The 11,944-nt window shown below is 77.0% G+C and carries 10 protein-coding genes; 8 read left to right on the top strand and 2 right to left on the bottom strand.

The genetic code is table 11. The annotated features are described in order from the left end of the window. Nucleotides 1-198: 198 nt before the first annotated feature. Nucleotides 199-975, bottom strand: a complete 777-nt coding sequence (locus ACIQPQ_RS01015; protein ID WP_401298056.1) for a hypothetical protein — start codon at nt 973-975, stop codon at nt 199-201. A 258-nt stretch (nt 976-1,233) separates the two neighbouring features. After that, entirely contained in the window at nt 1,234-1,473 is a 240-nt protein-coding gene (locus tag ACIQPQ_RS01010) for a chaplin (protein ID WP_383767825.1), read from the bottom strand. Between the two features lie 659 nt (nt 1,474-2,132). Here ACIQPQ_RS01010 and ACIQPQ_RS01005 point away from each other — a divergent pair. The 8 genes from ACIQPQ_RS01005 to ACIQPQ_RS00970 are packed head-to-tail and all read left to right on the top strand — an operon-like array spanning nt 2,133 to nt 11,913. Beyond that, the gene (locus tag ACIQPQ_RS01005; protein WP_401298053.1) at nt 2,133-3,323 is read left to right on the top strand and encodes a glycosyltransferase; all 1,191 of its coding nucleotides are present in this window, start codon (nt 2,133-2,135) and stop codon (nt 3,321-3,323) included. Continuing rightward, entirely contained in the window at nt 3,320-4,747 is a 1,428-nt protein-coding gene (locus ACIQPQ_RS01000) for an exopolysaccharide biosynthesis polyprenyl glycosylphosphotransferase (protein WP_383767831.1), read from the top strand. The genes ACIQPQ_RS01005 and ACIQPQ_RS01000 overlap by 4 nt, the downstream gene beginning before the upstream one ends. An 8-nt stretch (nt 4,748-4,755) precedes the next feature. Then, nucleotides 4,756-6,114, top strand: coding sequence for an O-antigen ligase family protein (locus ACIQPQ_RS00995; RefSeq protein WP_401298050.1), 1,359 nt, complete (start codon nt 4,756-4,758; stop codon nt 6,112-6,114). After that, entirely contained in the window at nt 6,111-8,183 is a 2,073-nt protein-coding gene (gene murJ, locus ACIQPQ_RS00990; RefSeq protein WP_401298048.1) for a murein biosynthesis integral membrane protein MurJ, read from the top strand. Before ACIQPQ_RS00995 ends, murJ begins: the two co-directional genes overlap by 4 nt. A 31-nt stretch (nt 8,184-8,214) precedes the next feature. Next, nucleotides 8,215-8,907, top strand: coding sequence for a polysaccharide deacetylase family protein (locus ACIQPQ_RS00985; RefSeq protein ID WP_401299547.1), 693 nt, complete (start codon nt 8,215-8,217; stop codon nt 8,905-8,907). After that, nucleotides 8,904-10,151, top strand: a complete 1,248-nt coding sequence (locus ACIQPQ_RS00980; RefSeq protein WP_401298046.1) for a glycosyltransferase — start codon at nt 8,904-8,906, stop codon at nt 10,149-10,151. The genes ACIQPQ_RS00985 and ACIQPQ_RS00980 overlap by 4 nt, the downstream gene beginning before the upstream one ends. Continuing rightward, nucleotides 10,148-10,807: a lipopolysaccharide biosynthesis protein gene (locus tag ACIQPQ_RS00975; protein ID WP_401298043.1), complete on the top strand. Its 660-nt coding sequence runs from the start codon at nt 10,148-10,150 to the stop codon at nt 10,805-10,807. The genes ACIQPQ_RS00980 and ACIQPQ_RS00975 overlap by 4 nt, the downstream gene beginning before the upstream one ends. Next, a complete protein-coding gene (locus ACIQPQ_RS00970; protein ID WP_401298040.1) occupies nt 10,804-11,913 on the top strand; it encodes a GNAT family N-acetyltransferase in 1,110 nt (369 codons plus the stop codon). Before ACIQPQ_RS00975 ends, ACIQPQ_RS00970 begins: the two co-directional genes overlap by 4 nt. The last annotated feature ends 31 nt before the right edge of the window (nt 11,914-11,944 follow it).

The following is an 11,944-nucleotide window of genomic DNA, read 5'->3' as shown; positions in this document are numbered from 1 at the left end:
GCCCGCGGCCCGAGTGGTCGGCGCGCGACGGGGCGGTCCGGGTCGCCACGGAGTGTTCTGCCGCCGTGCCTAACGATCTCCCCCGACGCCGGAAACCCCGCGCGCGGAAACTTCTCCGCCCCCGGCGCCCGCTGGACGCGGGCACCGGGGGCGGAGCGGCGGGCCGGGCCGGACGGACCGGCCGTGGCGCACCGTGTGTCAGGCGGCGGGCGCCGGAAGCACGGACGGGGCGGCGGGCGCGGCCGGGGAGGCGGGCGGCGCCGGGGCCGTGACGGGGAGCGGCGGGAGGGCCGGGGCCTGCGGGAGGGCGGGGGCCGTGACCGGCAGCGCGGGGGCGTCCGGCAGGGCCGGGGTCGTCGCCGGAAGCTCGGGGGCGGCCGGGAGTCCCGGTGTCGCCGGGAGCGCGGGCAGCTCCGGCAGGCCGCCGGCCTGGGAGAGGTCCGGCAGCTCGGACAGGGCCGGGACGTCGAGTCCGGCGGTCAGCAGGTCGACCAGCCCGGTGACCATTCCGGTGACCGAGGGCAGGACCTGACCGACGTCTCCGGCGGTGACGGCCGTGACGAGGGCGTCGATCTGTGCCTGGAGCCCGGCGAGCGCGTCGTCGACGGCGTCGGCGGCGGCCCGGTCGGCGGCGGGAGCCGTGGCGGGGGTGGCGGCCGCGGCCGTACGGACCCGGTCGAGGCCCTGGTCGGCGGCGGTGGCGAGCCGGTGGGCGCGGTCGGCGGGGAGCCGCGCGCCCTGCGCCTTGAGGGCGGTCTCGGCGAGGTCGGTGACGGGGTCGAGGGCGGTCCCGAGGTCGCCCAGGCCCTCCACCCGGGTGAGGAGCGCGTCGGCGCCGGGGACGGGCTGCACCGCGTGGACGCGCTCACGGGCGGCGTCGCCGTCGGCAGCCAGGGCGGCGGGAGCGGCGATGCCGAGGACGAAGGTGGCGCAGACAGCGGTGGAAGCTATACGCCGGACGGGCAGACCACGCATGGGGGTTCCTTTCGATGTGCGTCGGGTCGCAGGCTCCACCGTGCGAGCGGCCACCACCCACCGCAACAGAGCAACCACGAAAGGTGACCGTCCGGCCTCCCGGTGACCCACGTCGTCGCAGGTCAGCACCGTCGCCCGGGGCGCGCACGCCGAGGCCGTGGTCTCCCCCGTTCGGGTCGGGACGCACGGACGGCCGCCCTCCTGGCGGGAGGGCGGCCGTCCGGTGCGGAACGCGTCGTGACCCGGATCGGGACGACGTCAGTCGTTGACGCAGACGTTGCCGAACGCCGGGTTCAGCAGGCCGATCACGTCGACGGTGTTGCCGCAGACGTTGACCGGGATGTGCACGGGGACCTGGATGGCGTTGCCGGACAGGACGCCCGGGGAGTGCTCGGCAACGCCGGCCGCGCCACTGTCGGCGGCGGCGATGCCGGAGGCGCCGGCGACGGCCGCGGCGGCAACGGTGGTCAGGACCAGGCCCTTCGCGATACGCGACATGGAGAGGTGCTCCTTGGGGGTTTTCGACACAACACACACGGGCGGGGGTGCCCGGCGCTGTGTCAACGCGCCGCACCTCCGAGGGTTGTGCCGCCGAACGAGTGATGTGCCACCGGAGCCGCCTTTCCGATTCCGACACACTTGTCCGACTTGACGGCATTAGTCCATCCAGCACCTAGAGTTGCGGACCGTCCCCGCATCCTTATGACCAGTATTCGCCAGTATTGCCCGTCTATAGCACTATCCCGAGAGGCACTGCCGGTCATGCGCCATACCCCTCCCCTCCCCCCGTCCCGCCGGGGCCGCCGGGGCTGCGGCCGTTCGGGTGATTCGCTCAGGCGCTCGACCGGCCCGGACCGCCTCCCGGCGCCGGACGCTGCGGTCGATCCATCCGACGATCTGTTGAAATCCACGCTCAGCGGGCCAGGGGCGGCTCCCGCGGCGCGCGTCCCGGCGTACGCCCGCGCCCTCGGCCGCCCGCGCGGCGTGTTCGATCCGCGCGCGGGTTTGCGGCAGGGCGGTGACCAGCGGGCGTTCCGGCTCGTTTCCCGTCGGGACGCGGCGTGGACGGGCGTGCTGCGCACCTCCGTCGGCGCGCGGAGCCAGTAGGCGCGTTCCCGTACGTCCCGAGCGCCACCCGTGAGCGAGGAAACCGCGCGATGCACCAGCCAGAACCCGATGTCGGACCACGGGTACTGCACCTCACCCAGCCCGTGGACGGCGGGGTCGCCCGTGTCGTCGCGGATCTGACGCGGGCCCAGCTCGCCGCCGGACTGCGCGTCACCGTGGCCTGTCCGGACGGCCCGTTCGCCGCCGGCCTGCGCTCCCTGGGCGCGGACGTACGGCCCTGGGCGGCGACCCGGCAGCCGGGGCCCGGCCTGGCGGGCGAGGTACGGCGGCTGCGGCGGCTGCTCGACGCGGTCCGGCCCGACCTGGTGCACGCGCACAGCGCCAAGGCCGGGCTCGCCGGACGCCTCGCCGTCCGGGGCCGCGTCCCCACCGTGTTCCAGCCGCACGCCTGGTCCTTCGAGGCCGTCGGCGGCACCACCGCCGCCCTGGCGCTGCGCTGGGAGCGGTTCGGGGCGCGCTGGGCCGACCGGCTGCTGTGCGTGAGCGAGGCGGAGCGGGCGCGCGGTGTCGCCGCCGGGATCGGCGGGCGGTGGAGCGTCGTGCCCAACGGCGTCGACACCGGCCGCTTCCACCCGGCCCCCGTCGGCACCGTCCGCGCCGGGCTGCTGCCGGACACCGACCCGGCGGCGCCCCTGGTGGTGTGCGTGGGACGGCTCTGCCGCCAGAAGGGGCAGGACGTGCTCCTGGACGCCTGGCAGGACGTCGTACGGCAGGTCCCCGCCGCCCGGCTGGTCCTGGTCGGCGACGGCCCCGACCGGGACCAACTCGCCGCGCGCGCACCGGAGTCGGTGCGGTTCGCCGGGGCCGTCGACGACTGCGTCCCCTGGTACCAGGCGGCCGATCTGGTGGTGCTGCCCTCGCGCTGGGAGGGCATGGCCCTCGCCCCGCTGGAGGCGCTGTCCTGCGGCCGGCCCGTGGTGGTGACCGACGTGGACGGCGCCCGCGAGAGCCTGCCCGCCGCGCTCGCGTCCCGTTGCCTGGTGGCCCCCGACGACCCGCGCGGCCTGGCCCGAGCCGTCGCCGACCTGCTGCTCGACCCGCTGCTGCGGGAGTCGCTGGGCCACCGGGGACGCCGAAACGTCCTGTCCACGCACGACGTGCGGCGCACGGCCGGGGCGGTCGCGGACCTCTACCGCGACCTCCTCGGCCCGCAGCCGCCCACAGCCCGTGAGAAGGCGCGGGTCGTGCCCACCGAGTGCAGGGAGTCCATCCACTCGTGACCGCGGAAAGCACTGTCCCCTCGCCCGGCACGCAGCCCGGGTTCGGTCCCGTCTCCGTCATCCCCCGGCGCGGCACCGCCGCCGGGTTCCGGTTCCCGGCCGGACGGCCCGTGGCCCGGCCCGACTCGCCGCTGCCCCTGCTCCTCACCGACCTCCTCGCCGCGTGCGCGGGCGCCGCCGCCCTCACCACGGGCGCCCGGCACCGGCCGCTGGTGGTGGGCGCGCTCATCGCCGCGACCCTGCTGCTGCGGCTGCGCCGGCCCCGCCCGGCCACCGGCGTCCTCGACGAACTCCCCGCGCTGTGCGGGCGGATCGCGGTCACCTGGCTGGCGCTCGCGGCGCTCGTCGCGGCGTACGCGCCCGCCTCGGCGCTGTCCGCGCGCACCCTCGTCCTCGGCTTCGCCGCGCAGACGGCGGCGGCCGGGACCGGGCGGGCCCTGGTCCACTTCGGGCACCGCCGGGCGCTGGCCCGCCACCCGCGGGCCGCGCTGGTCGTCGGACCGGCCGCCACCGCGCAACGCGTCGCCGCCGCCGTCCTGCGCCATCCCCGCTACGGCGTACGGCCGGTGGGCATCGTCGCCGAGCGGCCCGGCCCGCACGACGGCGCCGACGGCCTGCCCGTGCTCACCACCGGGCAGGAGGTGCAGCGGGCCCTCATCCAGAACGGCGTCCGCGAGGTCCTCTGCGTCCACCCGTCGGTGCGCACCGCGCAGGGCCCGCTGCTGCGGGCGCTCGCCGAGTCGGGCTGCGCCGTGTGGGAGGTCGACGCCGACACCCCCGCGTACGGCGCCCGCGAGCAGCTCGCCGGATTCCCCCGGCGGCGGCTCGACCTCGGCGCGACCCGCGACGGCGGCGCGGGCAAGCGACTGCTGGACGTGGCGGTCTCCGGGACGCTCCTGCTGCTGCTCAGCCCACTGCTGCTGGTGTGCGCGGTCGCGGTGCGGCTGGCCGACGGGCCGGGCGTGGTGTTCCGGCAGGAACGCATCGGCAAGGACGGGCGCCCCTTCACCCTGCTGAAGTTCCGCACCCACCGGCCCGCCGACGCCCACGAGTCCGCGACCCGGTGGAGCGTGGCGGGCGAGGTACGGATGAACCCCTTCTGCCGGTTCCTGCGGCAGACCTCGCTGGACGAGCTGCTCCAGCTGTGGAACGTGCTGCGCGGCGACATGAGCCTCGTCGGACCGCGCCCCGAACGCCCCTTCTTCGTCGGCCAGTTCAGCCAGACCTACCCCGGCTACGCGGCCCGGCACCGGATGCGGACCGGGGTCACCGGCCTGGCGCAGATCCACGGACTGCGCGGCGACACCTCGATCGAGGACCGGGCCCGCTTCGACAACGCCTACATCGACAACTGGTCGCTGTGGCAGGACATCTGCATCCTGCTGCGCACCGCGGCCGCCCTCGTGCGGCCGACCGGGAGCTGAACCGACCGATGACCCTCGCCCCGCCCCTGCCCCCGGCCCTCGCCCCGGCCCGGCCCCGGGCCCGCGCGCTGTCGCCGGTGCTGCCCGTCGTCGCCGTGGTGGCCCTGCTCGCGCTGCCGGTCTCCCCCGGCGGCGAGGGCGGCGCGGGTCCGGCCGACGCGCTGTCCGCGCTGGTCGTGCTGTTCTGCGTGGTCCGGCTGGCCCGCGCACGCCGACGGCCGCTGTCCCGGACGGCCGCGGTGGTCCTCGGGCTGCCGGTGGCCGGGCTGACCCTGGCCGCGCTCGGCGCGTCCTCGCCGGGCGCGGGCGTCGGCGGTCTCGGCCGCTACCTCCAGATCTTCGTGCTGGTCCCGGCGGCGGTGCTGCTGCTGATCCGGGACCGCTCCGACGTACGGCTGCTGGCCTGGTCGTTCGTCGGCCTCGCGGGCTGGCAGGGCGCGGTCGGGGCGCACCAGTTCGTCACCGGCACCGGCGCCTCCTACCAGGGCGAGGAGATCCGCGCGGTCGGCACGTTCGGCCCGCAGGACGTGATGGGCATGGCGACGGTCGTCTCCCTCGGCCTGGTCTGCGCCCTGGGCCTGGCCCTGGACCGGACCGGCGGACGTCGGCGCCTGGTCGCCGCGGCCTGCGCGCTCGCCCTGCTGCTCCCGCTCGCGCTCTCCTTCAGCCGGGGCGCCTGGATCGCCACCGCCGTGGCCTGCTCGGCCCAGCTGGTGCTGGCCGGGCTGCGCCGGGCGCTGAGGGTCGGCGCGGTCGCCCTCGCGGCGGGCGTGGTCCTGGTGGGCGGCTTCGGCGTCGGCTCGGCGATGCTCCAGGAACGGATCGGCAGCATCACCCAGGTCGCCGCCGCCCCCGACCAGTCGGTGACCGACCGGTACACGATGTGGGCGGCGGCGGTCGGGATGTGGCGCGAACAGCCGCTGACCGGCGTCGGGTTGAAGGGCTTCCCCGAGCACCGGGACGCGCACGCCTCGCTCGCGCTGTCGGCGGGCAGCGACACCGAGGGCGCCGGGTCGGCCTACCGCAAGCAGCCCCTGCTCTCCCCGCACAACATGTACCTGCTGGTCCTCGGCGAACAGGGCCTCGTCGGCCTGCTGACGCTCGGGGGCTGCTGGCTGGCGCTGCTGGTGTGCTCCCTGCGCGGCCTGTGGCGCGTCCGCCGCTCGGGCGCGCCGGGCGCGGACTGCGGCTACGTCGCCTGCGGCTTGCTGCTGTGGCAGCTCACCGACTTCCTGTACGCCGACATCGGCGGCCCCTCGACCGTGCTGACCGCCGTGGCGCTCGGCCTGGTGGCCTGGTGGGCGCTGGTCGGCGGCGACCGGTCCGGCGACGCGCGCGACGGGCGCGAGGAGGCGCTCGGCCGATGACGCTGACGCCTTCCCGGGTCCCCCGGGCGAACGGCGGGACGGACGCCGCGGACGCCGCGGGCGTGCGGACGCAGGACGGCGGGGAGACGCCGTCCGGGGTCCCGGCGGAGGGCGAGGGCGTCGACGGCCGGGCGGGCGGCTCCGGCGACTCCGGCGGCTCCCTCGCGCCAGGCACCGGGGCGGACGGCCGCACCGCCGGGATCACCACCGAGATCACCGCCGGGACCACGGTCGTACGGCCGCCGCGCGAGGCCCCCGCGCCCGGCGGCACCGGCACGGCTGCACACACCGCCCCGGACACCGCCCCCGCTCCCGACCCCGACCCCGACCCCGACCCCGACCCCGACCCCCGTGAACTCCCCCCGGCCTCCGGGGGTTTCCTCGCGCGGGCCGCGCTCGTGACCGCCGTGCTGTCGGTGGCGGGGTCGCTGCTGGGGCTGGTGCGGGACCAGGCGCTGGCGCGGCTGTTCGGGGCGGGCAGCGACACCGACGCCTTCCTGGTGGCGTGGACCGTGCCCGAGTTCGCGGCGACGCTGCTGATCGAGGACGGGCTGGCGTTCGCGCTGATCCCGGCGTTCAGCGCGGCCCTCGCCCGGCGCGCGCGGGGCGCCCCCGGCGACCCGGTCCGCGCCCTGGTCGCCGGGACCCTGCCCCGGCTGTCGCTGGCGTTCGTCGCCACCGGGCTGCTGGCCGTCGGCCTCGCCCCGCAGCTCGTCGGCGCGCTGGCCCCCGGCCTGTCCGACCCCGCCCTCGCCGTCGACTGCACCCGCCTCACCGCGACCTGCGTGGTCAGCTTCGGCCTGGCGGGGTACTTCAGCGCGGCCCTGCGCGCCCACCGCCGGTTCGTGGCGCCCGCGGCGATCTACGTCGCCTACAACACCGGGATCATCGCGGGGATGTTCGTCCTCGGCGGGCGCTGGGGCGTGCGGTCGGCGGCGGCCGGGGTCGCGGTCGGCGGCGTCCTGATGGTCGCCGTCCAACTCCCCGCGCTGCTGAGGCAGTTGCGGAAGCGGGCGGGCGGGGCGGGGGAGGTCGCGGAGGAGCCGCGGCCGCTGGGGGCGGCGGTCGTGGCGTCGGTACTGCTGTTCGCGCTGTGCCGCCAGTCGCAGGTGCTGGTCGAGCGGTTCCTCGCCTCCGACCTGCCGTCCGGGGCGATCTCGCACCTCAACTACGCCCAGAAGGTCGCCCAGATGCCGATGATCCTGTCGGTGATGGTCTGCACGGTCACCTTCCCGGTGGTCGCGCGGGCGCTGGCCGACGGCGACACCGCGCGGGCCCGCGACCGGGTGCAGCGGGACCTGGCGGTCGCCACCTGCGTGGTGCTGCTCGGCACCGCGTCGGTCGTGGCCTGCGCCCCGCAGATGATCGAACTCCTCTTCCAGCGCGGCGCGTTCACCCCGGCGGACACCGCGGCGACGGCCGGGGTGATGCGGGTGTACGCGCTGGGGCTGCTCGGCCAGACCCTGGTGGGGGTGCTGGTCCGCTCCTACTTCTCGACCGGCCGCGCCTCCTGGTACCCGGTCGGCGCGATGGGCGTCGGCATCCTCGTCACCTCCTGGCTCGGCGCCCTGTGCGTCGGCCCGTGGGGCGTGCACGGGATCGCCGCGGCCAACGCGGCGGGCATCACCGTCACCGCGCTGGTGCTGCTGGCCGGGACCGCGAGCGGCCCCGCCGGACGGCTGCCGCGCCGGGGCCTGCACCGCACCCCGCGCAGTGTGCCGCTCCACGCCGCCGCCGTCCTGCGCGAGTTGGCCCGCCCGCTGGCGGCGGCGCTGGCCGCGGCCCCGGCGGGCGCGTTCGTCGCGGACCGGTGCGCGGCCCCGGCCGCCGCGCTGGCCGCCGGGACGCTCACCGTGACCGCCGTGTTCGTCCTCCTCGGCCGGGCCCTGGGCGCCCAGGGCGTCGCCTCCGCACTCCGCATCGTCCGTTCCGCGACCGGAAGGCTCCCGCATGTCCGCACTCCCCGTTCCCCCCGGGCCCGCCGATCCGCCGGACCCGGCCACCCCGAACAGCCGGAACGCGCCGAGGAGTCCGGGGAGCCCGGCCGCGCTCCCCGCCCCCCGCGGTGACAGCGCCCCCGGCCCGGTCCCCTGGGTGGCGATGTACCACTCGGTCGGCGACCGCGCCGAGGACCCGTACCGGATCACCGTGACCCCCGACCGGCTGGACCGGCAGCTGGCCTGGCTGCGGCGGCGGGGCCTGCGGGGCGTGTCGATGGACGTGCTGCTCGCCGCCCGCGCCCGCGGCGAGGGCGGTGACCTCGTCGGCCTCACCTTCGACGACGGCTACGCCGACTTCCTCACCGGCGCCCTGCCCGTGCTGCGCCGCCACGGCTGCGGCGCCACCCTCTTCGTGCTGCCCGGCCGCCTCGGCGGCGACAACGCCTGGGACCCGCTGGGCCCGCGCAAGCCGCTGCTGAGCGCCGACGGCATCCGCGAGGCCGCCGCCGAGGGCGTCGAGATCGGCTCGCACGGCCTCCTGCACACCGACCTCACCCAGGCCGACGACGCCACCCTGAAGGCGGAGACCGAGGGCAGCCGCGCCGCGCTCGCCGACCTGCTCGGCGTCGACGTCGACGGCTTCTGCTACCCCTACGGCACCATCGACCTGCGCGCCGTGACCGCCGTCCGGGACGCCGGGTACCGCTACGGCTGCGCCATCGACCCCGGCCCGCTGACCGGCCCGCACGCCCTGCCCCGGGTGCACGTCGGACAGAACGACACCGGGCTGCGGCTCTTCCTCAAACACCGGCTGCACCGGCTGCGCCGACGCCCCGCGGCAGGCCCGCGATGAAGGCCCTGCACATCATCACCGGCCTCGGCGTCGGCGGCGCCGAACAACAACTCCGGCTGCTGCTGCGGCACATGCCGGTCGACAGCGACGTGGTCACCCTCACCAACCCGGGCGCCGTCGCCGACGGGCTGACCGCGGACGGCGTACGGGTCACGCACCTCGGCATGGCGGGCAACCGCGACCTGGCCGCCCTGCCCCGCCTGGTCCGCCTGATCCGCGCGGGCGGCTACGACCTCGTCCACACCCACCTCTACCGCGCCTGCCTCTACGGCCGCCTAGCCGCCCGCCTCGCCGGGGTCCGCGCCGTCGTCGCCACCGAACACTCCCTGGGCGACACGCAGATGGAGGGCCACGACCTCACCCGCGGGGTGCGCGCCCTGTACCTCGCCGGGGAACGCCTCGGCCGGGCCACCGTCGCCGTCTCCCCCACGGTCGCCGACCGGCTGCGCGCCTGGGGCGTCCCGGACGGGCGGATCGCCGTCGTGCCCAACGGGATCGACCTGGACCGCTTCCGCTTCGACCCGGTCCGCCGCCACGAGACGCGCCGCCGACTCGGCCTGCCCGAGGGCGCGTTCGTCGTCGGCGGCGTCGGCCGACTGCATCCGGGCAAACGTTTCGACCTGCTGATCGGCGCCCTCGCCCGGCTCCCCGAGGACCACTACCTGCTCCTCGTCGGCGGCGGCCCCGAGGAGAGCGCGCTGCGCCGCACCGCCCACGAGCACGGCGTCACCGACCGCGTCCTGTTCACCGGCGAACGCCCCAGCGCGCCCGACGGCGGCCCCGGCCCCGACCTGCCCTCCCTCACCTGCGCGATGGACGTCCTCGCCGCGCCCTCCGCCGAGGAGGCGTTCGGCCTCGCCGTCATCGAGGCCCTGGCCTGCGGGCTGCCCGTCCGCTACGCGTCCTGCCCGGCGGTCGCCGACCTGCCCGCCCACGCCGCCCCCGGCGCCCACCAAGTCCTCGGCGGCGCCGACGAGTTCGCGCGGTCCCTGGCCGAGGTCCGCGCCACCGCCCCCGGCCCGCGCACCGCGCCCGAAGCGGCCCGCCACTACGACATCGCCCGCAGCGCCGCCCTCCTCACGGACGTCTACACGGCCACCCTCACCCGGCAGCCCCTGCCCACCGCGCCACCCCGCCCCACCGTCCCGGCCCCCACCACCCCGCCCGCCTCCACCGCACCCGCCCCCACCCCGCCCCGCGCTCCCTCTCCCACCCCGTCCTCCCAGGAAGTCGCCTCCTCATGACCGAGACCCCCCTGCGTCCCCTCCGCCGCCGCCCCGGCGCCCTGCGCCGTGTGAAGACGCTCCCGCCCTGGTCGCTGCTGGCCGCCGGTGTCCTCGCGGGCGGCCTCGTCGGCAGCGCGTACGGCGCCGTGACCCCGCCCGTCTACACGGCCACCGCCTACGTCGTCGCCGTCCCCACCGAGAAGTCCGACCCGTCGACCGCGCTGGGCTTCGCGCAGGCCTACGGCCGGGTCGCCGGACAGCTCGCGGTGCTCGGCGACGCCCAGGTCTGGGCGGGCGTACCCGTGCGGACGCTGCGCGAGAACGTGCAGACGGCGACCTCGCCGGACGCGCCGATGGTGTCGATCACCGCGACCTCCGAACGGGCCGACCTGGCCGCCGACATGGCCAACGCGGTGTCCCGCGCCCTGACCCGGCACGCGGCGGACTCACAGGCCACCACCAACGTCGAACTCCAGCAGTTCGCCCGCGCGGTGAAGCCGTCCGCGCCGTCCTCGGCGTCCTGGACGCTGACCGGGCTCGTGGGGGCGAGCGCGGGCGGTCTGCTCGGCGGACTGCTGCTGCTGGTGCGTCCGCGGGGGGACCGGAAGGAGTCCGCGCGACCGGCCGCGGTGCCGGGACCCGCGCTCGCCGCCGACGTCCACGGAACGCTGTGAACGCGGCGTACACCACCGAACTCGTCACCGACGAGCAGGACTTCGCCGCCCTCGCCCCGGCGTGGGGACGGCTGTACCGGCGGTGCGCCAGCGCCACGCCGTTCCAGAGCCACGCCTGGCTGCACTCCTGGTGGCTGTCGTACGGCACCCGCGGCCGACTGCGGGTGCTCGTCGTGCGCGACGGCGGGGAACTGCTGGCCGCCGCCCCCCTCATGACCGTCCGCCGCCCGCTGCCCGCGCTGGTCCCGCTCGGCGGGGCGATCTCCGACTACGGCGACGTCCTCGTCGACGACGAGCACGGCGAGCGGGCCGTCGACGCCCTCACCGGCGCGCTCGCCGGGGCCGCCAGGACCGCCCTGATCGACTTCCGCGAGGTCCGGCCCGGCAGCGCCGTGGAACGCGTCTACGACCGCTGGAGCGGGCCCCGCCACCGGGTGGGCGACTCGGTCTGCCTGGAACTGCCCGCCGTGCCGATGGACGAACTGGTGGCCCGGCTGCCGTCGGCGAAGGCGCAGCAGCGGGTGCGGGCCAAGCTGCGCAGGCTGACCGCGCTCGGGGTGCGCCGCGAGGTGGTCCGCCCGGACGGCGTGGACCCGGCGCTGCGGCGGCTGCTGGAGCTGCACCGGTTGCAGTGGCAGGGGCGGAAGGTGACCGGCGAGCACCTGCGGTCGCGGTTCTGCGAGCACCTGGTGCGGTCGGTGGGGCCGATGGTGCGCTCCGGGGACGCGGTGGTGACCGAGTTCCGCCTCGACGAGGACGTGGTCGCCGTCGATCTGACGCTGCTGTCGCGGCGGCTGGCGGGCGGCTATCTGTACGGGGCGCACCCGAGTCTGCGGGAGCGGAAGGCGGACGTGGCGGTGATGCTGCTGGACGCCTGCGCGGAGCACACCCGCGGTGAGCCGCGCGGCACGCTGAGCCTGCTGCGCGGCAACGAGCCGTACAAGCACCACTGGAAGCCCGAGCCGGTCGTCAACCAGCGGCTGCTGCTGGCCCGTCGGCGGACCGCGCCGCTGCTGTCGGCGGCGCTGTGGGACGCGTCCGCGCGCCGCCGGGGCAAGGAGCTGGTGCGGCGCTGGGAGGAGCGTGCCGGTGGCGGCGACTCCTGAGGCGGAGCCGCCGCCGGGGGCCGGCGCGCGG

Origin of the sequence: Streptomyces sp. NPDC091281 (assembly GCF_044757425.1) — a bacterium.
In the GTDB taxonomy this organism is placed as follows: domain Bacteria; phylum Actinomycetota; class Actinomycetes; order Streptomycetales; family Streptomycetaceae; genus Streptomyces.
This window is presented reverse-complemented; position numbering and strand designations above follow the sequence as displayed.

Bases quoted from the DNA above. Each gene is read 5' to 3' on its own strand.
- ACIQPQ_RS01015 (WP_401298056.1), bottom strand. From the start codon at position 975: ATGCGTGGTCTGCCCGTCCGGCGTATAGCTTCCACCGCTGTCTGCGCC.
- ACIQPQ_RS01010 (WP_383767825.1), bottom strand. From the start codon at position 1,473: ATGTCGCGTATCGCGAAGGGCCTGGTCCTGACCACCGTTGCCGCCGCG.
- ACIQPQ_RS01005 (WP_401298053.1), top strand. From the start codon at position 2,133: ATGCACCAGCCAGAACCCGATGTCGGACCACGGGTACTGCACCTCACC.
- ACIQPQ_RS00995 (WP_401298050.1), top strand. From the start codon at position 4,756: ATGACCCTCGCCCCGCCCCTGCCCCCGGCCCTCGCCCCGGCCCGGCCC.
- murJ (WP_401298048.1), top strand. From the start codon at position 6,111: ATGACGCTGACGCCTTCCCGGGTCCCCCGGGCGAACGGCGGGACGGAC.
- ACIQPQ_RS00985 (WP_401299547.1), top strand. From the start codon at position 8,215: ATGTACCACTCGGTCGGCGACCGCGCCGAGGACCCGTACCGGATCACC.
- ACIQPQ_RS00980 (WP_401298046.1), top strand. From the start codon at position 8,904: ATGAAGGCCCTGCACATCATCACCGGCCTCGGCGTCGGCGGCGCCGAA.
- ACIQPQ_RS00975 (WP_401298043.1), top strand. From the start codon at position 10,148: ATGACCGAGACCCCCCTGCGTCCCCTCCGCCGCCGCCCCGGCGCCCTG.